The organism is Pseudomonas sp. NFACC25 (assembly GCF_900100935.1).
Lineage (GTDB): Bacteria > Pseudomonadota > Gammaproteobacteria > Pseudomonadales > Pseudomonadaceae > Aquipseudomonas > Aquipseudomonas marginalis.
In genome coordinates this window covers 288,773-310,747 of record NZ_FMUC01000005.1, presented here as the reverse complement: position 1 = coordinate 310,747, position 21,975 = coordinate 288,773, and the positions used below count along the sequence as shown (strand labels likewise).

The window sequence follows — 21,975 nt, the reverse complement described above, 5'->3', positions numbered from 1 at the left end:
ACAGCAGGGATCAGCCTCCGCGCACCATATCGACATGGGGAATCCCGACTTCCAGGAATTCCTCGCTGACGATCTTGAAGCCCAGTCGCTCATAGAACGGCGCCGCATACACCTGCGCGCTCAGGAACTGCTTGGTCTGGCCACGTTGCTCGGCCACGCCGATCACCGCTTCCATCAGCTTGTCGCCGACCTTCAGTCCGCGCCAGTCCTTGAGCACCGACACCCGGCCGATCTCGCCGCTGGGCAGCAGGCGCGCGGTGCCAATCGGAAAGTCGCCTTCGAATGCAAGGAAATGCACTGCGTCTGCGTCGTCCGCATCCCACTCAAGCTCAGGTGGAACCGATTGTTCAGCGATAAATACCGCTTCACGAATGCGCCGAATCTCGGCGATATCCTTATGCCAGTCCGCGACACCTACGTGAATCCTATTCATCGGCAAACCCCAGGCTTCCTTGCTTGACCAGCTCGCACAGCAGGTCACGGGCGTCTTCGTCCAGCAGCCATTCGCCGAGGTTTTCGGCGTGCAGGGCATCGGCGGCGCAGACCAGTTTCAGCAGTTCGCGCAGTTTGCCCGGCAGGTAACGGCTCTGGCCGCTGGCGAACAGCAGGACGTCATCGTCGACTTCCGACCAGGCCATGCGCGCGCTTGGGTTGCGCACCAGGATTGCGCCGTCCTGCAGGCTGTTGATGAAGTCGTCTTCGCCCAGTTCTTCGCCTGCCACCAGTTCCGGGTAGCGCGGCTCGGTCATGAATTGGCCGAACCAGGTCAGCAGCATGCGCTCGTCGCTCATGTGCTCGGCCAGCAGGCTCTTGAGGCGGTCGAGGGCGTCGCTCTGGATCTGGTGCGGGTCGCTGACCGGCTGCGCGTCGGCGTCGGTGTAGCGCTCTTCGTCGGTCAGGTACTGGGCGAGGAAGTCGGTGAAGTGGGTCAGTACTTCTGCGGCGCTTGGGGCGCGAAAGCCCACCGAGTACGTCATGCAGTCATCTTCGGCGATGCCGAAATGCGCCAGGCGTGGCGGCAGGTAGAGCATGTCGCCCGGTTCCAGCACCCATTCGGCGCTTTCTTCGAATTCGGCGAGGATGCGCAGGTCGGCGTGTTGCAGCAGCGGGCTTTCGGAGCTGCACATCTGGCCGATCTTCCAGTTGCGCTTGCCCTGGGCCTGCAGCAGGAACACGTCGTAGTTGTCGAAGTGCGGGCCTACGCTGCCGCCGGGTGCGGCAAAGCTGATCATCACATCGTCGATGCGCCAGCTTGGCAGGAAGCGGAACTGCTCCAGCAACTCGGCCACTTCCGGCACGAACTGGTCGACTGCCTGTACCAGCAGTGTCCACTCACGCTCAGGCAGGGTGCTGAAGGCGTCTTCGGCGAACGGGCCGCGGCGCAGTTCCCACGGGCGTTCGCCGTGTTCGATCACCAGGCGCGATTCGACTTCTTCTTCCAGGGCCAGGCCGGCGAGTTCGTCGGCGTCGATCGGGCTTTCGAAGTCAGGGATCGCCTGGCGGATCAGCAGCGGTTTTTTCTGCCAGTAGTCGCGCAGGAATTCCCGTGCCGTGATGCCGCCCAGAAGTTGAAGAGGGATATCAGGATTCATGTGTAACCTATTGAAAAAAAGCACTTTTCAGACTGAAATAAAAACGCCCGGCGCGGCCGGGCGTCTCAAGGGGCTTGCGCGAATCAGATGCGCTTGGCTTGCTCTACAGCGTTGCCGATGTAGTTGGCCGGGGTGAGCAGTTTCAGCTCGGCCTTGGCCGCGGCTGGCATGTCCAGGCCGTCGATGAAAGTTTGCAGTGCTTCAGGGCTGATGCCCTTGCCACGGGTCAACTCTTTCAGCTTCTCGTAAGGGTTTTCGATGTTGTAGCGGCGCATCACGGTCTGGATCGGCTCGGCCAGCACTTCCCAGCACGCGTCCAGGTCAGCGGCGATTTTCTGCGCGTTGAGCTCCAGTTTGCTGATGCCTTTGAGGCTGGCTTCGTACGCGATCACGCTGTGGGCAAAGCCCACGCCGAGGTTGCGCAGTACGGTGGAGTCGGTCAGGTCGCGCTGCCAGCGGGAGATCGGCAACTTGCTGGCCAGGTGCTGGAACAGGGCGTTGGCGATGCCGAGGTTGCCTTCGGAGTTTTCGAAGTCGATCGGGTTGACCTTGTGCGGCATGGTCGACGAACCGATTTCACCGGCAATGGTGCGCTGCTTGAAGTAGCCCAGGGAGATGTAGCCCCAGATATCGCGATCGAAGTCGATCAGGATGGTGTTGAAGCGCGCGATGGCGTCGAACAGCTCGGCAATATAGTCGTGGGGTTCGATCTGCGTGGTGTACGGGTTGAAGCCCAGGCCCAGCTCGTCTTCGATGAAGGCGCGGGCGTTGGCTTCCCAGTCGATCTCAGGGTAGGCCGACAGGTGGGCGTTGTAGTTGCCCACGGCGCCGTTGATCTTGCCCAGCAGTGGGACTGCTGCGACTTGAGCGATCTGGCGCTCCAGGCGATACACCACGTTGGCGAGTTCCTTGCCCAGGGTAGTCGGCGACGCCGGCTGGCCGTGGGTACGCGACAGCATCGGCACGTCGGCGAAACGGATGGCCAGCTCGCGGATCGCTTCGGCGGTCTGGCGCATCAGCGGCAGCATCACGTCATCACGGCCTTCGCGCAGCATCAGGGCGTGGGACAGGTTGTTGATGTCCTCGCTGGTGCAGGCAAAGTGGATGAATTCGCTGACCTGGGCCAGTTCCGGCAGCTTGGCCGCCTGCTCCTTGAGCAGGTATTCGATGGCCTTGACGTCGTGGTTGGTGGTGCGCTCGATCTCTTTCACACGCTCGGCGTGCTCCAGGGAGAAGTTGTCCGCCAGGGCGTCGAGTACGGCGTTGGCTTCGGCGGAGAACGCCGGCACTTCGCTGATGGCGGGGTGAGCGGCCAGGCGCTGGAGCCAGCGCACTTCAACCAGTACACGAGCACGGATCAGGCCGTATTCGCTGAAAATAGGGCGCAGGGCCTGGGTTTTGCCGGCGTAGCGGCCGTCAACAGGGGAAACCGCAGTGAGCGAAGAGAGCTGCATGGGGTGTTCTCGGACAGTCGGGCAACGAAATGGGGCGCGTATCATACATGAAAAAATCCGCCGGTCCGTTGCCAACTGACCGGCGTATTACGCGTAACGGCTTGAAAATAGCCTGTCGGTGCGACTTATTCGTTGCGCATCAACGGGTAAAGCTCTTTGAGCAATTTGCGTCGGCTGATCACCAGCTGCCAGCGATGACCGCCCAATTGCCGCCACAACCGCGCCGAACGAATACCGGCCAGCAGCAGTGCGCGGATTTTCGAGGCGTTGTTCGGTTGCTGCAGGTTGCGCATGTCGCCGTGCACCTGGATGCGCTGGCGCAAGGTGCTCAAGGTGTCCTGGTACAGCGCACCGCAGGCGGCGATCACGTTTTCGTGGGCCGGGCCGAAGTGTTCTACCTGGGACTGGATCTGCGGCAGGCGTTTGCCGATGGTTTCCAGCATGTCTTCGCGCTTGGCCAGCTGGCGCTCGAGGCCGAGCATCGACAGGGCGTAGCGCAGCGGCTCACGCTGCAAGGTACTCGGGTCGCGCTCAAGGGCGCCGATCAGTGCGCGGTAACCTTCACGCAGTGCGAGGTCGTCGCCGCCGTAGACTTCCAGGGTGTCCTTGGGGTCGCGGATCAGCAGGCTGCCGAGCATGCAGGTCAGGCCGGCTTCGGTAACCTGGCCGGTCTTGGCGATCTTGTCCACCAGCACGGCGGAGAGAAATACCCCGCCGAGTGCTGTCAATTGCTCCTGGGTCGGGCTCATGCCGGGTTGCTCCAGGCTTCGGCGACTTCAATCACGCCGCCGCCCAGGCAAATTTCGCCGTCATAGAACACCACGGACTGGCCAGGGGTGACCGCGCGTTGCGGGTCATCAAAGGTGGCGCGGTAGCCCGTCGCGGTTTTTTCCAGGACGCAGGGCTGGTCGCCCTGGCGATAGCGTACCTTGGCCGTCAGGCGGCGCGGGGTGCTCAGGTCGATCGGGTTGACCCAATAGATCTCCGAGGCCAGCAGTGCGCCCGAGAACAGCAGCGGGTGTTCATTGCCCTGGCCGACGATCAGCACGTTGTGCTCCAGGTTCTTGACCAGCACGTACCACGGCTCTTCGCCGGCGTCCTTCAGGCCGCCGATGCCCAGGCCCTGGCGCTGGCCGATGGTGTGGTACATCAGGCCGTGGTGACGGCCGATCACTTCGCCGTCGGTGGTCTTGATCTCGCCCGGTTGCGCCGGCAGGTACTGCTTGAGGAAGTCGCTGAAGCGGCGCTCGCCGATAAAGCAGATCCCGGTGGAGTCCTTCTTCTTGGCGGTCGCCAGGCCGTGTTGCTCGGCGATCCTGCGCACTTCTGGCTTTTCCAGCTCGCCCACCGGGAACAGGGTCTTGGCGATCTGTTCACCACCGACGGCGTGCAGGAAGTAGCTCTGGTCCTTGTTCGGGTCCAGGCCCTTGAGCAGTTCGGTGCGGCCATCGATGTCACGGCGGCGCACGTAGTGGCCAGTGGCAATCAAGTCGGCGCCAAGGATCATGGCGTAGTCGAGGAACGCCTTGAACTTGATTTCGCGGTTGCACAGGATGTCCGGGTTCGGCGTGCGACCGGCCTTGTATTCGGCCAGGAAGTGCTCGAACACGTTGTCCCAGTACTCGGCGGCGAAGTTGGCGGTGTGCAGCTTGATGCCAATTTTGTCGCACACGGCCTGGGCGTCCGCGAGGTCGTCCATGGCGGTGCAATATTCCGTTCCATCGTCTTCTTCCCAGTTCTTCATGAACAGGCCTTCCACCTCATAACCCTGCTCCATGAGCAGAACGGCGGAAACGGAAGAGTCCACGCCGCCGGACATGCCGACGATGACGCGCTTCTTTTGTGTGTCAGAAGGGGCTGGATCACGCATAGGGTTTCAACGGGTGTCTTGAAAAAGGACGCGATTCTAACAGGCCTGGGCCCGCAAGGCTAAAGAGAAGGGCGGATCAATTCCAGGCTGTGACGCTGACCGGCCAGGTAATCATCGATACAGCGGATGATCAGCTCGCTGCGCCAGTCGTCGCGCACGGCCATCAGCTCGTCACGGCTCAACCAGCGGGCGCGCAGGATGCCTTCGTCCAGTTGATAGTCCGGGTGGTGTTTCAGTGCCTTGGCAATAAAGCAGACGCGTTGATAGGTAACCCCGTTGCTGGGTGCGGTGTACAGGTAGATGCCGACGATACCCGTGGCTTCCACGTCCCAGCCGGTTTCTTCGAGGGTCTCGCGCACGGCGGCCTCGGTCAGGGTTTCATGCGGGTCGAGATGGCCGGCGGGCTGGTTGAGCACGGCGCGGCCGCCCTTGAGCTCTTCGACCATCAGGAATTTGCCGTTGTCTTCGACGATGGTGGCGACGGTGATGTGGGGTTGCCAGGTCATGGGATGCGTCTCGATTCTGAATGCAGCGCAGTCTTGGAGCAGGATTACAGCAGTGTGGGAGGGGGCAATCCCCCTCCCACAAGGATGATGCATAAGCAATCTGCATGATGCGCCTGACATTTTATGATTTTACCGATTTCAGCGCCTGGCGCAGCTTATCTCTCCAGAACCCTCAGTTTGGAGAGTGTCATGAACCCGATTGCCGATAAAAGCTACGAAGTACGCCTTACATCGCCACTGCCCATTGCCTTCATCCTGCTGTGGAGTTCCGGCTACATCGGCGGTGCGTTCGGTGTGCGTTATGGCGAGCCCTTCACCATGACGTTCTATCGGTTTGCCCTGGCTGCCCTGGTGTTCCTGGGCGTTGCACTCGCCATCAAGGCGCAATGGCCGAAACGACTTGCACCCTACTTCCATGCTGCGACAGTGGGGCTGCTGTTGCAGGCCCTGCAGTTCGGCGGCCTTTACACCGGCATCAGCCACGGCGTTCCCGCAGGGCAGGCGGCATTGATCGTCGGGCTGATGCCGGTGTTCGTGGTGATCGGTGCCTATTTCTGCCTGGGTGAACAATTGAGTTGGCGCGACCTGCCGGGTTCGATCCTCGGCGTTGGCGGCGTGGCCATCGTCGTGGCCAGCAGCTTTTTTGGCTCCGAGGCGTCAGTGGGTGGTTACGGCGCGGTGGGCTTGGCGCTATTGGGTATCACGCTTGGCACGCTCTACCAGAAGCGCTTTCTTGGCGGGGTGAATCTATGGGTGGGGTGTTTCATTCAGATGGTCACCGCGTCGTTGGTCATGTTGCTGCTGGCCTACACCACCGAAACCATGCAGGTCACCGAGTGGGTTCCATTCGCAGCGTCGGTGGCCTGGATCACGCTGATGAACTCCGTGGGTGCGCTGACGCTGCTGTATTTGATGATTCGACGCGGGGAGGCGAGTAAGGCGACGAACTTGTTTCATGTGATTCCGGCGGTCACGCAGATCATGGCGTCGTTGGTGTTGGGTGAGGTGCCGAGTGGGGTGGCGATTGTAGGGTTTGTTGTTTCAGGGGCAGGGGTTTATTGGATGAATCATGTGCGCGCCAAGTAGGTAGTCTTGACAGGTATAGCGGGCGCCTTGCACTAATGGCGGGGAATAATTACTCACTCCCATGGGTGTGGCATGAGAGTCAATCTTGATATTCAGTCGCTGCGCAGTTTCCTCAAGGTCGCAGAGCTGGGCAGTTTCACCCGGGCCGCGCAAGCGTTGAGCCTGACCCAGCCGGCAATCAGCCAGCAAATTCGACGACTTGAGGATTTGCTGGGTGTCGAGCTTTTTGCCCGCGACAATCGGCAGGTGTTGCTCACCCTCGAAGGAGAGCGCTTGACCGGCTATGCCCAGCAAATGGTCAGCGTCAACGACAAAGTGGGGAGCCTGTTTGATGCCAGTCGCACTCAAGAGTCCGTGACGCTGGGTATTCCCGAATATTTCAGCGAGGAAATCCTGCAGCGCATTATTCCTGCTCTGGCGCTTGAATTACCTTCAGTGCGAATTGTGGTCAAGGTCGCGCGTTCCCTGTTGCTCGCAGAGGCGTTCAGTGAGGGACGAATCGATATTGGCCTGATGATTGATGAGTTGCCAAAAGTCGCTGGCGTGCCTTTGCATGCACTTTCGTTGATGTGGCTGGGTGGCGAGTGTGCGGCAGCCCCCATGGAAGGGCAGGAAGTTTCGCTGGCGCTGTTCAAGGCGCCCTGCGTGTTCAGGAGCCTGGCGATTCGGCGTTTGGAGGAGAGTGGCATCAGGTGGCGCTGCGTGTATGAGTCTGAAGACTTGATGTCGCTGCGTTCAGCGGTCCAGGCGGGAGTCGGTGTGACGCTTTTACCCTGGTTTGCCCAGGTGCCGGGCTTGAAAAACGTCGAAGCGCTCGCGCATTTGCCTGCGCTGCCGGGGTTTGGGGTTGAACTCAAGCAGAGGCCGGGCTGGGAACCTTGGTACAAACCGCAGTTCCTGGCGATTATCGAGGCCGCATGGCGCGAGGAATACGGTGTTGCATAAACCCTGAAAACACAAACCCCGGCACGTGGCCGGGGTTTGTGATGCATCCCTACAACCTTACTTCAACTTGGCAATCGCCGCATTGAGGGTGTTGCTTGGGCGCATGGCCTTGCTGGTCAGCGCCGGGTTCGGCGCGTAGTAGCCGCCGATGTCCACTGGCTTGCCCTGTACGGCATTGAGCTCGGCAACGATGGTTGCTTCGTTCGCGGCCAGGGTCTTGGCCAGTTCGCCGAATTGGCCTTGCAGTGCCGTGTCTTCGGTCTGGGCGGCCAGGGCCTGGGCCCAGTACAGCGCCAGGTAGAAGTGGCTGCCGCGGTTGTCGATGTTGCCGACTTTGCGCGATGGCGACTTGTTGTTGTCGAGGAACTGGCCGGTGGCCTGGTCCAGGGTCTTGGACAGTACCAGGGCTTTCGGGTTGTTGTACGTCACACCCAAATGCTCGAGGGAAGCGGCCAGGGCCAGGAACTCGCCCAGGGAGTCCCAACGCAGGAAGTTTTCTTCCAGCAGTTGCTGTACGTGCTTCGGTGCCGAGCCGCCGGCGCCGGTTTCGAACAGGCCACCGCCATTCATCAGCGGTACGATGGACAGCATCTTGGCGCTGGTGCCCAGTTCCATGATCGGGAACAGGTCGGTCAGGTAGTCACGCAGCACGTTGCCGGTCACCGAGATGGTGTCCAGGCCCTTGCGGGTACGCTCCAGGGTGAACTTCATCGCGTCGACCGGCGACATGATGCGGATGTCCAGGCCTTCGGTGTTGTGGTCTTTCAGGTAGGTCTGGACTTTCTCGACCACGACGCCGTCGTGCGCGCGCTGGGGGTCCAGCCAGAAGATGGCCGGGGTGTTGCTGGCGCGGGCACGGTTGACGGCCAGCTTGACCCAATCCTGGATCGGCGCGTCTTGGGTCTGGCACATGCGGAAGATGTCGCCGGCTTCGACTTTCTGTTCCATCAGCAGGTTGCCCTTGCTGTCGGTCACGCGGACGACGCCGTCAGCCTTGACCTGGAAGGTCTTGTCGTGGGAGCCGTACTCTTCGGCTTTTTTCGCCATCAGGCCAACGTTCGGCACGCTGCCCATGGTGGTAGGGTCGAAGGCGCCGTTGGCCTTGCACTCTTCGATCACCGCCTGGTAGATGGTGGCGTAGCAGCGATCCGGGATCACGGCCTTGGTGTCGTGCAGTTGGCCGTCGGTGCCCCACATCTTGCCGGAGTCACGGATCATGGCCGGCATCGAGGCGTCGACGATGACGTCGCTCGGCACGTGCAGGTTGGTAATGCCTTTGTCGGAGTTGACCATCGCCAGGGAAGGACGAGCGGCGTAGACCGCCTGGATGTCAGCTTCGATCTGGGCTTGTTGCTCGGCCGGCAGGGCCTTGATGCGGGCGTACAGGTCGCCGATGCCGTTGTTCAGGTTGAAGCCGATCTGTGCCAGCACGTCTGCGTGCTTGGCCAGGGCGTCTTTATAGAACTCGGCAACGATCTGGCCGAACATGATCGGGTCGGAGACCTTCATCATGGTGGCTTTCAGGTGGACCGACAGCAGCACGCCTTGTTTCTTGGCATCTTCGATTTCAGCGGCGATGAAGCTGCGCAGGGCGTTCTTGCTCAGTACCGCGCTGTCGATGATTTCGCCGGCCTTGACGGTGGTCTTTTCTTTCAGGACGGTGGTGGTGCCGTCCTGGGCGACCAGCTCGATCTTGACCGCGTCAGCGGCTTCGATCTGCACGGCTTTTTCGCTGCCGTAGAAGTCGCCGTTGCTCATGTGGGCAACGTGGGACTTGGAGTCCGCAGCCCAGGCGCCCATCTTGTGCGGGTGCTTGCGAGCGTAGTTCTTGACCGACAGCGGCGCGCGGCGGTCGGAGTTGCCTTCGCGCAGTACCGGGTTCACGGCGCTGCCCTTGACCTTGTCGTAACGTGCACGGGTTTCTTTTTCCGCGTCGGTGGTTACGGTTTCCGGGTAGTCCGGCAGGGCATAGCCCTGGGCCTGCAGTTCCTTGATCGCGGCTTGCAGTTGCGGGGTCGAGGCACTGATGTTCGGCAGCTTGATGATGTTGGCTTCAGGGGTAACGGCCAGGTCGCCCAGTTCGGCGAGGTGGTCCGGTACGGCCTTGGTGCCCAGTTGCTCGGGGAAGCTTGCGAGGATGCGCCCTGCGAGGGAGATGTCGCGGGTTTCCACGGCAATATCAGCGGAAGCGGTGAAGGCCTCTACGATAGGCAGCAGTGAATAGGTGGCGAGGGCTGGGGCTTCGTCGGTGAAGGTGTAGATGATCTTCGAGCGGGTGGGCATATTCGGATTAACTCTCTTCTTTGCTGAAAGCGTGCGCAGAAACTCGAGATGCGCCGGGTGGAGCGCGTTCGTTCAAAGTCATCCATGAGCGAAAGGTCGAGGTTTCTTCGCGGTGATGTTGGGTTGCATCAGTCGAGCGTCAAGCGGGTGGACTATTGTATTAGTCCTGCTTTGTAGCGGAGGGCCCTGTTCCAGAGCGGTCTGCCATCGTGACTCTTTGGTCAGCGGCGGCATTATACATAGGTCGCTATGCTTACGCCGAGCCTTCATACAAAAGGTGTGTCGTCCATTGGTCTAAAGGTCGCAGGTACCGGGTTACGCCTAAAGTCGCACGAAGTGCTCAAGATTGGCGCTTTTCCCTTTGCTTTCAGGCTTGTAGGCGACAATTTATGCTGTTTTCGATGCAAATGAGCATGGCGCGAGGTTTCAGTCGCCATTTATCTGGAGTAGGCTCGAACGCAGCCAGATGTTCAATCCATAGATGGAGTTCAGCATGGGATACAAGAAGATTCAGGTTCCGGCAGTCGGCGACAAAATCACCGTCAATGCAGACCATTCTCTCAATGTTCCTGACCAACCGATCATCCCGTATATCGAAGGTGACGGTATTGGCGTCGACATCAGCCCGGTGATGATCAAGGTGGTCGACGCAGCTGTTGAAAAGGCCTACGGCGGCAAGCGCAAGATCTCGTGGATGGAGGTGTACGCCGGCGAGAAAGCGACCCAGGTCTACGACCAGGACACCTGGCTGCCCCAGGAAACCCTGGATGCGGTCAAGGATTACGTGGTGTCCATCAAGGGCCCGCTGACCACTCCGGTAGGGGGTGGCATTCGTTCGCTGAACGTGGCCCTGCGCCAGCAACTCGACCTCTACGTCTGCCTGCGCCCGGTGCGCTGGTTCGAAGGTGTGCCCAGCCCGGTCAAGAAACCAGGCGACGTGGACATGACCATCTTCCGCGAAAACTCCGAAGACATTTACGCCGGGATCGAGTGGAAGGCCGGCTCGCCGGAAGCGACCAAGGTCATCAAGTTCCTCAAGGAGGAAATGGGCGTCACCAAGATTCGTTTCGACCAGGATTGCGGCATTGGGATCAAGCCGGTATCGCTGGAAGGCACCAAGCGCCTGGCGCGCAAGGCCCTGCAATATGTAGTGGATAACGACCGCGACTCGCTGACCATCGTGCACAAAGGCAACATCATGAAGTTCACCGAAGGGGCCTTCAAGGAATGGGCCTACGAAGTGGCGGCTGAAGAATTCGGTGCGACCCTGCTGGATGGCGGCCCGTGGATGCAGTTCAAGAACCCGAAGACCGGCAAGAATGTAGTGGTCAAGGATGCCATCGCCGATGCCATGCTCCAGCAGATCCTGTTGCGTCCGGCCGAGTATGACGTGATCGCGACCCTCAACCTGAACGGCGACTACCTGTCCGACGCCCTGGCGGCGGAGGTGGGTGGCATCGGGATTGCGCCGGGTGCCAACCTGTCCGACACCGTGGCCATGTTCGAGGCCACCCACGGCACTGCGCCCAAGTATGCGGGCAAGGACCAGGTCAACCCGGGCTCGTTGATCCTGTCGGCGGAAATGATGCTGCGTCATATGGGCTGGACCGAAGCGGCCGACCTGATCATCAAGGGCACCAATGGTGCTATTTCGGCCAAGACCGTGACCTATGACTTCGAGCGCCTGATGGATGGCGCGAAGCTGGTGTCGTCGTCGGGCTTTGGGGATGCGTTGATTTCGCATATGTAAAAGCCTGGTACAAAAAAACCGGCCAACCCAAGTCGATCGGGCGGCCGGTTTTTTATCGCATGTCACTCGCTTCGCGGGGTGTCAGGCCGTTTGTTTCTTTTCGTTATGAGCGGTTGATGGCGTGTTTTTTTCATGTGTTTCGGCTTTCACTGCACCGATATTCACGGCGTGCAGCCCTTTCGGTCCTTGAATGATTTCAAAGCTCACAGCTTGGCCCGCCTTCAGCGTTTTGTACCCATCCATGTTAATCGCTGAGTAGTGCGCAAAAAGGTCCTCGGTTTTACCGTCTTCATTAACAAAGCCATATCCCTTGGCATTGTTGAACCACTTGACCTTGCCACTGATCTTGACGCCAGACATACCCATATCCCTCTGCACCAGACTCCATCACTGGAGTATCATCCAGTTTATCCGTCCTAACCCGAATAAATAAGGTTGACTGCGCGGACCTTTTTTACCCACTGTGGGTTCTATTGGTTGTAACACCGATTTGCCGATAGTCAAGGCGACCGGGTGGTCAGGAGTTGAAATTCTGACAGGTCGCCCCCACCACTGTATTTGAACCACTGACGAACCTTTCTTTCCATGCATGCAATCAGCCAGATTCGACTAACATTCAATCAGGATCGACCGGATCACGAACACGATGACGACGGTTCTGCAGGCATTGCTGTTCAGGAGGCCAAGCCTGCTTTACAGGCGCCGCCGATGTACAAGGTGGTTTTGTTCAACGATGACTACACACCGATGGATTTCGTGGTCGAAGTGCTCGAGGTGTTTTTTAACCTGAACCGCGAGTTGGCGACCAAGGTAATGCTGGCCGTTCACACAGAAGGACGGGCAGTATGTGGAGTGTTTACCCGTGACATCGCCGAGACAAAGGCCATGCAGGTCAACCAGTACGCCAGGGAAAGCCAGCATCCGCTACTCTGTGAAATCGAGAAGGACGGTTAACGCCGACCACTTGGGTATGAGGTGAAGCTATGTTAAACCGCGAGCTCGAAGTCACCCTCAATCTTGCCTTCAAGGAGGCTCGTTCGAAGCGTCATGAATTCATGACCGTCGAACACCTGCTGCTGGCACTTTTGGATAACGAAGCTGCCGCCACGGTTCTGCGTGCGTGCGGCGCCAATCTCGACAAGCTCAAGCATGACCTGCAGGAGTTTATCGACTCCACCACGCCACTGATCCCCGTGCATGACGAGGATCGTGAAACCCAGCCAACCCTGGGCTTCCAGCGGGTATTGCAACGTGCTGTTTTCCACGTACAGAGCTCCGGTAAGCGTGAAGTCACAGGCGCCAATGTGCTTGTGGCGATCTTCAGCGAACAGGAAAGCCAGGCAGTGTTCCTGCTCAAGCAGCAGAGCGTTGCCCGTATCGATGTCGTCAACTACATCGCCCACGGTATCTCCAAGGTGCCTGGGCACGGCGATCATTCCGAGGGTGAGCAGGATATGCAGGACGACGAGGGCGGTGAGTCTTCTTCTTCAAGCAACCCGCTGGATGCCTATGCCAGCAACCTCAACGAGCTGGCGCGCCAGGGGCGGATCGACCCGCTGGTGGGGCGTGAGCTTGAGGTGGAGCGCGTAGCGCAGATCCTGGCGCGCCGTCGCAAGAACAACCCGTTGCTGGTGGGTGAGGCGGGCGTGGGCAAGACCGCGATTGCCGAAGGCCTGGCCAAGCGCATCGTCGACAACCAGGTGCCGGACCTGCTGGCCAACAGTGTCGTCTACTCCCTTGACCTGGGCGCGTTGCTCGCCGGGACCAAGTACCGTGGCGATTTCGAGAAGCGCTTCAAGGCTCTGCTCGGCGAGCTGAAAAAACGCCCGCAGGCGATCCTGTTCATCGACGAGATCCACACCATCATTGGTGCGGGTGCGGCATCCGGTGGGGTGATGGATGCTTCCAACCTGCTCAAGCCGTTGTTGTCGTCGGGTGATATCCGCTGCATCGGTTCGACCACCTTCCAGGAATTCCGCGGCATCTTCGAGAAAGACCGTGCCCTGGCGCGTCGCTTCCAGAAAGTCGACGTGTCCGAGCCGTCGGTCGAAGACACCATCGGCATCCTGCGCGGGCTCAAGGGGCGGTTTGAAGCGCACCACGGCATCGAGTACACCGATGAGGCGTTGCGTGCGGCCGCTGAGCTGGCGTCGCGCTACATCAATGACCGGCATATGCCGGACAAGGCCATCGATGTGATCGACGAGGCCGGGGCCTACCAACGCCTGCAGCCGGTCGAGAAGCGTGTTAAGCGCATCGACGTGCCTCAGGTCGAGGACATTGTCGCGAAGATCGCGCGGATTCCACCAAAACACGTCAACAGTTCTGACAAGGAGCTGCTGCGTAACCTGGAGCGCGACCTCAAGCTCACCGTGTTCGGCCAGGACGCAGCGATCGACGCGCTGTCCACTGCGATCAAGCTGTCGCGTGCGGGCCTCAAGTCGCCGGACAAGCCTGTCGGTTCGTTCCTGTTCGCCGGTCCTACCGGTGTCGGCAAGACCGAGGCGGCGCGGCAATTGGCCAAGGCCATGGGGATCGAGCTGGTGCGCTTCGACATGTCCGAATACATGGAGCGTCACACCGTGTCGCGCCTGATCGGTGCGCCTCCGGGCTATGTCGGTTTCGACCAGGGCGGCCTGTTGACCGAAGCGATTACCAAGCAGCCCCATTGCGTACTGCTGCTCGATGAAATCGAGAAGGCCCACCCGGAAGTCTTCAACCTGCTGCTGCAGGTAATGGACCACGGGACCCTGACCGACAACAACGGGCGCAAGGCGGACTTCCGCAATGTCATCCTGATCATGACCACCAACGCCGGTGCCGAGACGGCCGCGCGGGCTTCGATCGGCTTTACCCACCAGGATCACTCGTCCGATGCGATGGAAGTGATCAAGAAGAGCTTCACGCCGGAGTTCCGCAACCGCCTGGACACCATTATCCAGTTTGGTCGCCTCAGCCATGAGGTCATCAAGAGTGTGGTGGACAAGTTCCTTACCGAGCTTCAGGCGCAGTTGGAAGACAAGCGCGTGCAACTGGATGTCACGGAAGCGGCGCGCAGCTGGATCGCCGAAGGTGGCTACGACGCGGCAATGGGCGCTCGCCCGATGGCGCGCCTGATCCAGGACAAGATCAAGCGGCCGCTGGCCGAAGAGATCCTGTTTGGCGAGCTTTCCGACCATGGTGGCGTGGTGCATATCGACCTGAAGGATGGCGAGCTGACCTTCGAGTTCGAAACCACGGCTGAAATGGCCTGATCGTTCTGTAACAACGCAAAAGGCGCCGAAAGGCGCCTTTTTGCTGTCTTGAAATGCAATTCTCAGAATGGGGCTTGCCCCCTCCCGCAGGATCCCTCGGTGTTTGAGAAATCCCATGCACACAAAAACGCCCGGCATAACCGGGCGTCTTGTATTGACTTGCTTAGCGAGCGCGGTAAGTGATACGCCCTTTGCTCAAGTCATAGGGCGTCAGCTCGACGCGCACTTTGTCACCGGTAAGAATACGAATGTAGTTCTTGCGCATCTTGCCGGAGATATGCGCGGTTACGACGTGCCCATTTTCCAACTCCACACGAAACATGGTGTTGGGCAGGGTGTCGACGACAGTGCCTTCCATTTCGAAGCTGTCTTCTTTCGACATGCAGTAAAGCCCTCGGTATCCAGTGAATGGCCCGGTGCAACTGCGCCAGGCAAAAGCGGCGTGCATTGTGCCCGAAAAAGGGTGTTTAAGCCAAGGGGTTCTAGTTAAGCGTGACCCATCTTTGATTAATCAGCAGTTCTATGGGGCGATATTGGGTCTTGTAATTCATCTTTTTGCAGTTCTTGATCCAGTATCCGAGGTACACCGCCTCGAGTTCCAGGCGCAGTGCTTCACCGATTTGCCAGAGAATCGCGAAACGCCCGAGGCTGCGTCGCTCTTCGGCCGGCTCGTAGAAGGTGTAGACCGCTGACAGGCCGTTAGGCAGCAAATCGGTTACGGCGACGGCCACCAGGCGGCCGTCCGCGCGAAATTCGTAAAAGCGCGAGAACGGCAGGTCGCGCACCAGGAAGGTGGAAAACTGGTCTCGGCTCGGTGGGAACATATCGCCGTCGGCGTGGCGCTGCTCGATATAGCGCTGGTACAGGTCGAAATACTCTTCGGTGAATCGCGGCTTGGCAGCTGCCACCGTCAGGTCGGCATTGCGCTTGAGGATGCGCTTCTGATTGCGGTCCGGCAGAAACTGCGCCACGGGGATGCGTGCCGGCACGCAGGCATTGCAGTTCTGGCAGTGGGGCCGGTACAGATGATCGCCGCTGCGTCGAAAACCCATTTCCGAGAGATCGGCATACACGTGCACATCCATTGGCTGGCTGGGGTCGAGGAACAGCGTGGTGGCCTGCTCGTCGGGCAGATAGCTGCAAGAGTGGGGTTGAGTGGCATAAAACTTCAAACGCGCCAACTCGGTCATGATCAACCCTCGGATAAGCTTTGAAATAAGTGTAAGCCAGGTGTGCGGATGTCGCCTAAGAAACCCATGGCCCTGCGTTGGGTTGGTCCAGATGGTTGCGCAGGAAACCTGCAAAGTCGCTGCGGGATATGGCGCGGGCACCCAGGCTGTGCAGGTGGTCGTTGGGCATCTGGCAGTCGATCAGTACAAAGCCCCAGGCCTGCAATTGCCGGGTCAATGTGGCAAAGCCGAATTTCGAGGCGTTGTCGGCACGGCTGAACATCGACTCGCCGAAGAACAGCTGGCCCATCGCCAGGCCATACAGGCCGCCTACCAGCTCGCCGTTGTCCCATACCTCCACCGAATGGGCGTAACCGCGCTGGTGCAGCGTCAGGTAGGCGCTCTGTATGCCTTCGGTGATCCAGGTGCCATCGGCATACGCACGCGGCGCGGCGCACGCCTGGATGACGGCGGCAAAGTCCTGGTCGAAGGTCACGGTATAGCGCTGCTGGCGCAATAGTTTGCCCAGGCTGCGGGAGACGTGCAGCTCGTCGGGGAATATCACGGTGCGCGGGTCCGGCGACCACCAGAGGATCGGCTGGCCCTCCGAGAACCAGGGAAAGCAACCGTGGCGGTAGGCTTGCACCAGTCGTTCGGCCGACAGGTCGCCGCCGGCGGCGAGCAGGCCATTGGGTTCGCGCATGGCCTTGGCCAGCGGGGGGAATGTCAGTGAGTCGCGTTGTAACCAGGTCAGCATGGCATCCAGGCTTGCGGAAGGGGAGGGGAGTGGCAGGCGGATCGCGTGCCCCAAGGGGTGTGATTATTGTCGACGCAGCGCTGTGGGGCCAGCCCGAATCGGCTGTTGGCGTGCATAAGCGTGAGCGGGTGTTTCTGCAACTCTCTGCGTGAGGCGTGGTCGTAATCGGGTCTGGCCCATGCAGGCCATTTGCCAAGCTTGCCTGGATTGGTAAAAACAGCTCATAAGCCTTTGTCAGCAAAGGCAATGCATGCTCAAATTGAACATGTTGTGACACACAATTGGCTATGCTGCCTGAAGAAAGCCAAGTGGCGTGGCAACCGCAACACAAACCCGTACAATGCGGCCATTGTGGCGTTATCGCCATTTCATCCAGCAATCGCCCAGTGTTAAAAGTAGATTCCACGACGTTCGTTCATTTTTCAACTGCTCGGATTGGGCAGTATTTGCACTTATTCAACAGATGGACGCGCTAACAGGCGCAGGAAAAGACCCGTTTTGAAGAAATCCGCCGCAACACCTAAAGCAGCCGTCGTGCCGGCCTGGCGCCAGCACCTGCACTATCGACTCAAGGAAGGCGCGCTGATCGCTATCGGCGCGCTGTGCCTGTTCTTGATGATGGCCTTGCTCACCTATGGCAAGGACGATCCGGGCTGGAGCCACAACAGCAAGATCGAAGACGTGCAGAACTTCGGTGGGCCTGCCGGCTCCTACAGCGCCGACATCCTGTTCATGGTGCTGGGTTACTTCGCCTATATCTTCCCGTTGTTGCTGGCGATCAAGACCTGGCAGATCTTCCGCCAGCGTCATGAGCCGTGGCAGTGGAGCGGCTGGCTGTTTTCGTGGCGCCTGATCGGCCTGGTATTCCTGGTGCTGTCCGGTGCCGCCCTGGCGCATATTCATTTCCACGCACCCACCGGCCTGCCGGCGGGCGCGGGTGGGGCGCTGGGCGAGAGCCTCGGCGACCTGGCGCGCAAGACCCTGAATATCCAGGGCAGCACCCTGATGTTTATCGCGCTGTTCCTGTTCGGTCTCACGGTGTTCACCGACCTGTCGTGGTTCAAGGTGATGGACGTGACGGGCAAGATCACCCTCGACCTGCTGGAGCTGTTCCAGGGCGCTGCCAACCGCTGGTGGGCCGCCCGGGTCGAACGCAAGCGCATGGTGGCCCAGTTGCGCGAGGTGGATACCCGCGTCAACGAAGTGGTGGCCCCAAGCACACCGGACCGCCGTGAGCAGGCCAAGGTCAAGGAACGCCTGATCGAACGCGAGCAGGCCCTGAGCAAGCACATGTCGGACCGCGAGAAGCAGGTACCGCCGGTGATCGCCCCGGCGCCGCCCAAGCCGGCCGAGCCGAGCCACCGCGTGCAGAAAGAGAAACAGGCGCCGTTGTTTGTCGACAGCGCCGTGGAAGGCACCTTGCCGCCGATCTCGATCCTCGATCCGGCCGAAAAGAAACAGCTCAACTATTCCCCTGAGTCCCTGGCGGCCGTCGGCCATCTGCTGGAAATCAAGCTCAAGGAGTTCGGCGTCGAGGTGTCGGTGGACTCGATCCATCCCGGCCCGGTGATTACCCGTTACGAAATCCAGCCGGCTGCCGGCGTCAAGGTCAGCCGCATTTCCAACCTGGCCAAGGACCTGGCGCGCTCCCTGGCCGTGACCAGCGTGCGCGTGGTGGAAGTGATCCCGGGCAAGACCACCGTGGGTATCGAGATTCCCAACGAGGACCGCCAGATCGTGCGTTTCTCCGAAGTGCTGTCGACGCCCGAATACGACAACTTCAAATCGCCGGTCACCCTGGCCCTGGGCCACGACATCGGCGGCAAGCCGGTGATCACCGATCTCGCCAAAATGCCTCACCTGCTGGTGGCCGGTACCACCGGTTCGGGTAAATCGGTGGGCGTGAACGCGATGATCCTGTCGATCCTGTTCAAGTCCGGCCCGGAAGACGCCAAGCTGATCATGATCGACCCGAAGATGCTCGAACTGTCGATCTACGAAGGCATTCCGCACCTGCTCTGCCCGGTGGTCACCGACATGAAGGACGCCGCCAACGCCCTGCGCTGGAGCGTGGCCGAGATGGAGCGCCGCTACAAACTGATGGCGAAGATGGGCGTACGTAACCTGTCGGGCTTCAACGCCAAGGTCAAGGAAGCCCAGGACGCCGGCACGCCGCTGACCGACCCGCTGTACAAGCGCGAAAGTATCCACGACGAGGCTCCGCTGCTGGGCAAGCTGCCGACCATCGTGGTGGTGGTCGACGAGTTCGCCGACATGATGATGATCGTCGGCAAGAAGGTCGAAGAACTGATCGCCCGTATCGCCCAGAAGGCGCGGGCGGCGGGTATTCACTTGATCCTTGCCACCCAGCGTCCGTCGGTGGACGTGATCACCGGCCTGATCAAGGCCAACATCCCGACCCGCATGGCGTTCCAGGTGTCGAGCAAGATCGACTCACGGACCATCATCGACCAGGGCGGTGCCGAGCAACTGCTGGGCCACGGCGACATGCTCTATATGCCGCCCGGCACCAGCCTGCCGATCCGGGTCCACGGCGCCTTCGTCTCCGACGATGAAGTGCACCGCGTGGTGGAAGCCTGGAAGCTGCGTGGCGCACCCGAATACAACGACGACATCCTTGCCGGTGTCGAAGAGGCCGGCAGCGGCTTCGACGGCGGCAGCAGCGGTGGCGACGACGATGCCGAAACCGACGCGCTGTATGACGAAGCCGTGGCCTTCGTGCTGGAAAGCCGCCGCGCCTCGATTTCTGCGGTGCAGCGCAAGCTGAAGATCGGCTATAACCGCGCTGCGCGCATGATCGAAGCCATGGAAAACGCTGGCGTCGTCACTGCCATGAACACCAACGGCTCGCGCGAAGTCATCGCCCCCGGGCAGATGCGCGACTGATTCCGTGCCGCGTGGCAGCACGCGGCGCGCCCTTACGACTCAATGAGGACTCCCATGCGTCTTATCCGCATGCTGTTGTTGCCGGTACTGGCCCTGACCGCTGTTTCGGCCCACGCTGACCCGGCCTCCGTCGCCAGCCTGAAAAACCTGTTGGACAAATCCCAGACCCTGACTGCGCGCTTCTCCCAGCTCACCCTGGATGCCGGTGGCACCCAGTTGCAGGAAACCGCCGGCGAGATGGCCGTGCAGCGCCCAGGGCTGTTCTACTGGCACACCGAAGGCAAGGCCGAGCAGACCATTGTCTCGGACGGCCAGAAAGTCACCCTGTGGGACCCGGACCTGGAGCAGGCCACCATCAAGAAGCTCGACCCGCGCCTGAACCAGACGCCGGCGCTGCTGCTCTCGGGCGACGTGTCGAAAATCAACGACAGCTTCGACATCACCTCCAAGCAGACCAGCAACGTGATCGAGTTCACCCTCAAGCCGAAATCCAAGGACACGCTGTTTGACACGCTGTCCCTGTCGTTCGGCAACGGCGTGATCAACAACATGCGCCTGGTCGACAGCGTCGGCCAGCGCACCGATATCCTGTTCTCCGGGGTCAAGGCCAACCAGCCGGTACCGGCGTCCAAGTTCAAGTTCGACATCCCCAAGGGTGCCGACGTGATCCAGGAATAAACTGCCCAGAGGTTTCAAACGCTGCCCATGGATCTGTTTCGAAGTGACCCGATTGCCCAGCCTTTGGCCGCGCGCCTGCGCTCGACCAACCTGGATGAGTACGTCGGTCAGGAACACCTGCTCGCTCGCGGCAAGCCGTTGCGCGAAGCCCTGGAGCAGGGTGCGCTGCACTCGATGATTTTCTGGGGGCCGCCGGGCGTGGGTAAGACCACCCTGGCGCGGCTGCTGGCAAAAGTCTCGGATGCACACTTCGAAACGGTCTCGGCCGTGCTGGCCGGGGTCAAGGAGATCCGCCAGGCTGTCGAGGTGGCCAAGCAGCAGGCCGGGCAGTACGGCAAGCGCACCATCCTGTTTGTCGACGAAGTGCATCGCTTCAACAAGTCTCAGCAGGATGCGTTTTTGCCCTACGTCGAGGATGGCACGCTGATTTTTATCGGTGCCACCACCGAAAACCCTTCGTTTGAATTGAACAATGCGTTGCTCTCGCGGGCGCGGGTCTATGTGCTCAAGAGCCTCGACGAAGCCGCGATGCAGAAGCTGTTGCACCGTGCCTTGAGCGAAGACAAGGGCCTGGGCAAGCGTCAGCTGAGCCTCAGCGACGAAGGCTTCAAGATCCTGCTCAGCGCTGCCGACGGCGACGGTCGCCGCTTTCTCAACCTGCTGGAGAACGCCTCCGACCTCGCCGAAGACGGCAGCGAGATTGGCGTCGACCTGTTGCAAAGCCTGCTCGGCGATACGCGTCGACGTTTCGACAAGGGCGGCGAAGCTTTCTACGACCAGATTTCGGCGCTGCACAAATCCGTGCGCGGCTCCAACCCGGACGGCGCGCTGTATTGGTTTGCGCGCATGATCGACGGCGGCTGCGACCCACTGTACCTGGCGCGCCGCGTGGTGCGCATGGCCAGTGAAGACATCGGCAACGCCGACCCGCGTGCCTTGAGCCTATGCCTGGCGGCCTGGGAAGTGCAGGAGCGCCTCGGCAGCCCGGAAGGCGAGCTGGCGGTGGCCCAGGCCATCACGTACCTGGCCTGCGCACCGAAAAGCAACGCGGTGTACATGGGCTTCAAGTCCGCCCTGCGTGCGGCCGCCGAACACGGCTCCCTCGAAGTGCCGCTGCACCTGCGCAATGCGCCGACCAAGTTGATGAAACAACTGGGCTACGGTGATGAATACCGCTATGCCCATGATGAGCCGGACGCCTATGCCGCCGGCGAAGACTATTTCCCCGATGAGCTTGAGCCGCAGCCGTTCTACCAGCCGGTGCCCCGCGGCCTGGAGCTGAAGATCGGTGAAAAGCTCAATCACCTCGCCCAACTCGACCGCCTCAGCCCCAAACAGCGGAGAAAGTAGTGTTCAAGACGATTCTTGCCGTGTCCGCAGCCGGCATCGCTGGTACATTATTGCGTTTCGCCACCGGTACTTGGGTGAGCGCCAATTGGCCGAAGCATTTTTATGCGGCGACCCTGGCGGTCAACCTAGTGGGTTGCCTGATCATCGGGTTGTTGTACGGCTGGTTCCTGTTGCGCCCGGAAGTACCGATTGAAATTCGCGCCGGCTTGATTGTCGGCTTTGTAGGCGGTCTGACGACCTTTTCATCCTTTTCACTGGATACGCTGCGCCTGCTGGAAAGCGGGCAGGCCCTGGTCGCCTTCGGGTACCTGGGCATCAGCGTGTTCGGCGGGCTGCTCGCCACCTGGGCCGGCCTGTCCTTGACCAAACTTTGA

Annotated in this window: 20 protein-coding genes; 9 read left to right on the top strand and 11 right to left on the bottom strand. The window is 60.4% G+C overall.

The features are described 5' to 3' along the window. Positions 1-10: 10 nt before the first annotated feature. The 6 genes from BLQ09_RS14995 to BLQ09_RS14970 all read right to left on the bottom strand — a co-directional run bounded on the left by BLQ09_RS14995 (position 11) and on the right by BLQ09_RS14970 (position 5,422). Complete coding sequence (locus BLQ09_RS14995) at positions 11-433, bottom strand: GNAT family N-acetyltransferase (protein WP_027606328.1); 423 nt, start codon at positions 431-433, stop codon at positions 11-13. Then, on the bottom strand, positions 426-1,592 hold the full coding sequence (locus BLQ09_RS14990) for a ribosomal protein uL16 3-hydroxylase (protein WP_027606329.1): 1,167 nt from the start codon (positions 1,590-1,592) through the stop codon (positions 426-428). Before BLQ09_RS14990 ends, BLQ09_RS14995 begins: the two co-directional genes overlap by 8 nt. An 83-nt stretch (positions 1,593-1,675) precedes the next feature. Continuing rightward, positions 1,676-3,046, bottom strand: coding sequence for an adenylosuccinate lyase (gene purB / locus BLQ09_RS14985; RefSeq protein ID WP_027606330.1), 1,371 nt, complete (start codon positions 3,044-3,046; stop codon positions 1,676-1,678). Positions 3,047-3,171: 125 nt separating this feature from the next. Continuing rightward, positions 3,172-3,795, bottom strand: coding sequence for a high frequency lysogenization protein HflD (gene hflD / locus BLQ09_RS14980; protein ID WP_027606331.1), 624 nt, complete (start codon positions 3,793-3,795; stop codon positions 3,172-3,174). Beyond that, positions 3,792-4,916 carry a tRNA 2-thiouridine(34) synthase MnmA gene (gene mnmA / locus BLQ09_RS14975; RefSeq protein ID WP_092357616.1) on the bottom strand — a complete coding sequence of 375 codons (1,125 nt, stop codon included), beginning with the start codon at positions 4,914-4,916 and terminating at the stop codon, positions 3,792-3,794. The genes hflD and mnmA overlap by 4 nt, the downstream gene beginning before the upstream one ends. Positions 4,917-4,975: 59 nt before the next feature. Further along, a complete protein-coding gene (locus BLQ09_RS14970) occupies positions 4,976-5,422 on the bottom strand; it encodes an NUDIX hydrolase (RefSeq protein ID WP_027606333.1) in 447 nt (148 codons plus the stop codon). Positions 5,423-5,611: 189 nt separating this feature from the next. On the opposite strand from BLQ09_RS14970, the gene BLQ09_RS14965 reads away from it, so the two are divergent. Both BLQ09_RS14965 and BLQ09_RS14960 read left to right on the top strand, forming a co-directional pair. Further along, positions 5,612-6,508 (top strand): DMT family transporter, encoded by an 897-nt coding sequence (locus BLQ09_RS14965; protein ID WP_092357614.1) that lies wholly within the window; start codon positions 5,612-5,614, stop codon positions 6,506-6,508. Between the two features lie 72 nt (positions 6,509-6,580). After that, positions 6,581-7,453, top strand: a complete 873-nt coding sequence (locus tag BLQ09_RS14960) for a LysR family transcriptional regulator (RefSeq protein WP_027606335.1) — start codon at positions 6,581-6,583, stop codon at positions 7,451-7,453. 57 nt (positions 7,454-7,510) lie between these two features. On the opposite strand, the gene BLQ09_RS14955 is transcribed toward BLQ09_RS14960, so the two are convergent. After that, positions 7,511-9,736: an NADP-dependent isocitrate dehydrogenase gene (locus tag BLQ09_RS14955; protein ID WP_092357612.1), complete on the bottom strand. Its 2,226-nt coding sequence runs from the start codon at positions 9,734-9,736 to the stop codon at positions 7,511-7,513. A gap of 493 nt (positions 9,737-10,229) precedes the next feature. Here BLQ09_RS14955 and icd point away from each other — a divergent pair, with 493 nt between their 5' ends. After that, positions 10,230-11,486 carry an NADP-dependent isocitrate dehydrogenase gene (gene icd, locus BLQ09_RS14950; protein WP_027606337.1) on the top strand — a complete coding sequence of 419 codons (1,257 nt, stop codon included), beginning with the start codon at positions 10,230-10,232 and terminating at the stop codon, positions 11,484-11,486. Between the two features lie 81 nt (positions 11,487-11,567). On the opposite strand, the gene cspD is transcribed toward icd, so the two are convergent. Further along, positions 11,568-11,846: a cold shock domain-containing protein CspD gene (cspD, locus tag BLQ09_RS14945; RefSeq protein ID WP_043293603.1), complete on the bottom strand. Its 279-nt coding sequence runs from the start codon at positions 11,844-11,846 to the stop codon at positions 11,568-11,570. 225 nt (positions 11,847-12,071) lie between these two features. Here cspD and clpS point away from each other — a divergent pair, with 225 nt between their 5' ends. Continuing rightward, on the top strand, positions 12,072-12,440 hold the full coding sequence (gene clpS / locus BLQ09_RS14940) for an ATP-dependent Clp protease adapter ClpS (RefSeq protein ID WP_010567912.1): 369 nt from the start codon (positions 12,072-12,074) through the stop codon (positions 12,438-12,440). A 29-nt stretch (positions 12,441-12,469) separates the two neighbouring features. Continuing rightward, positions 12,470-14,740 carry an ATP-dependent Clp protease ATP-binding subunit ClpA gene (clpA, locus tag BLQ09_RS14935; RefSeq protein WP_027606339.1) on the top strand — a complete coding sequence of 757 codons (2,271 nt, stop codon included), beginning with the start codon at positions 12,470-12,472 and terminating at the stop codon, positions 14,738-14,740. Positions 14,741-14,903: 163 nt separating this feature from the next. Here the strand turns inward: clpA and infA are convergent, their stop codons facing one another. From infA to aat, 3 genes are all read right to left on the bottom strand, one after another. Next, a complete protein-coding gene (gene infA, locus BLQ09_RS14930; protein ID WP_002553999.1) occupies positions 14,904-15,122 on the bottom strand; it encodes a translation initiation factor IF-1 in 219 nt (72 codons plus the stop codon). 100 nt (positions 15,123-15,222) lie between these two features. Further along, positions 15,223-15,930, bottom strand: coding sequence for an arginyltransferase (locus BLQ09_RS14925; RefSeq protein ID WP_027606340.1), 708 nt, complete (start codon positions 15,928-15,930; stop codon positions 15,223-15,225). 55 nt (positions 15,931-15,985) lie between these two features. Further along, entirely contained in the window at positions 15,986-16,666 is a 681-nt protein-coding gene (gene aat, locus BLQ09_RS14920) for a leucyl/phenylalanyl-tRNA--protein transferase (protein WP_027606341.1), read from the bottom strand. A gap of 498 nt (positions 16,667-17,164) precedes the next feature. Between aat and BLQ09_RS14915 the strand changes: the two genes are divergently transcribed. Genes BLQ09_RS14915 through crcB form a run of 4 tightly spaced genes read left to right on the top strand, consistent with a single transcriptional unit; the run spans position 17,165 to position 21,975 of the window. Beyond that, positions 17,165-19,573 (top strand): DNA translocase FtsK, encoded by a 2,409-nt coding sequence (locus tag BLQ09_RS14915; RefSeq protein ID WP_027606342.1) that lies wholly within the window; start codon positions 17,165-17,167, stop codon positions 19,571-19,573. A 54-nt stretch (positions 19,574-19,627) separates the two neighbouring features. Further along, a complete protein-coding gene (gene lolA, locus BLQ09_RS14910) occupies positions 19,628-20,251 on the top strand; it encodes an outer membrane lipoprotein periplasmic chaperone LolA (RefSeq protein WP_027606343.1) in 624 nt (207 codons plus the stop codon). Between the two features lie 27 nt (positions 20,252-20,278). Beyond that, positions 20,279-21,601, top strand: a complete 1,323-nt coding sequence (locus BLQ09_RS14905; protein ID WP_027606344.1) for a replication-associated recombination protein A — start codon at positions 20,279-20,281, stop codon at positions 21,599-21,601. Then, on the top strand, positions 21,601-21,975 hold the full coding sequence (gene crcB / locus BLQ09_RS14900; RefSeq protein ID WP_027606345.1) for a fluoride efflux transporter CrcB: 375 nt from the start codon (positions 21,601-21,603) through the stop codon (positions 21,973-21,975). Before BLQ09_RS14905 ends, crcB begins: the two co-directional genes overlap by 1 nt.

Bases quoted from the DNA above. Each gene is read 5' to 3' on its own strand.
- BLQ09_RS14995 (WP_027606328.1), bottom strand. From the start codon at position 433: ATGAATAGGATTCACGTAGGTGTCGCGGACTGGCATAAGGATATCGCC.
- BLQ09_RS14990 (WP_027606329.1), bottom strand. From the start codon at position 1,592: ATGAATCCTGATATCCCTCTTCAACTTCTGGGCGGCATCACGGCACGG.
- purB (WP_027606330.1), bottom strand. From the start codon at position 3,046: ATGCAGCTCTCTTCGCTCACTGCGGTTTCCCCTGTTGACGGCCGCTAC.
- hflD (WP_027606331.1), bottom strand. From the start codon at position 3,795: ATGAGCCCGACCCAGGAGCAATTGACAGCACTCGGCGGGGTATTTCTC.
- mnmA (WP_092357616.1), bottom strand. From the start codon at position 4,916: ATGCGTGATCCAGCCCCTTCTGACACACAAAAGAAGCGCGTCATCGTC.
- BLQ09_RS14970 (WP_027606333.1), bottom strand. From the start codon at position 5,422: ATGACCTGGCAACCCCACATCACCGTCGCCACCATCGTCGAAGACAAC.
- BLQ09_RS14965 (WP_092357614.1), top strand. From the start codon at position 5,612: ATGAACCCGATTGCCGATAAAAGCTACGAAGTACGCCTTACATCGCCA.
- BLQ09_RS14960 (WP_027606335.1), top strand. From the start codon at position 6,581: ATGAGAGTCAATCTTGATATTCAGTCGCTGCGCAGTTTCCTCAAGGTC.
- BLQ09_RS14955 (WP_092357612.1), bottom strand. From the start codon at position 9,736: ATGCCCACCCGCTCGAAGATCATCTACACCTTCACCGACGAAGCCCCA.
- icd (WP_027606337.1), top strand. From the start codon at position 10,230: ATGGGATACAAGAAGATTCAGGTTCCGGCAGTCGGCGACAAAATCACC.
- cspD (WP_043293603.1), bottom strand. From the start codon at position 11,846: ATGTCTGGCGTCAAGATCAGTGGCAAGGTCAAGTGGTTCAACAATGCC.
- clpS (WP_010567912.1), top strand. From the start codon at position 12,072: ATGCATGCAATCAGCCAGATTCGACTAACATTCAATCAGGATCGACCG.
- clpA (WP_027606339.1), top strand. From the start codon at position 12,470: ATGTTAAACCGCGAGCTCGAAGTCACCCTCAATCTTGCCTTCAAGGAG.
- infA (WP_002553999.1), bottom strand. From the start codon at position 15,122: ATGTCGAAAGAAGACAGCTTCGAAATGGAAGGCACTGTCGTCGACACC.
- BLQ09_RS14925 (WP_027606340.1), bottom strand. From the start codon at position 15,930: ATGACCGAGTTGGCGCGTTTGAAGTTTTATGCCACTCAACCCCACTCT.
- aat (WP_027606341.1), bottom strand. From the start codon at position 16,666: ATGCTGACCTGGTTACAACGCGACTCACTGACATTCCCCCCGCTGGCC.
- lolA (WP_027606343.1), top strand. From the start codon at position 19,628: ATGCGTCTTATCCGCATGCTGTTGTTGCCGGTACTGGCCCTGACCGCT.
- BLQ09_RS14905 (WP_027606344.1), top strand. From the start codon at position 20,279: ATGGATCTGTTTCGAAGTGACCCGATTGCCCAGCCTTTGGCCGCGCGC.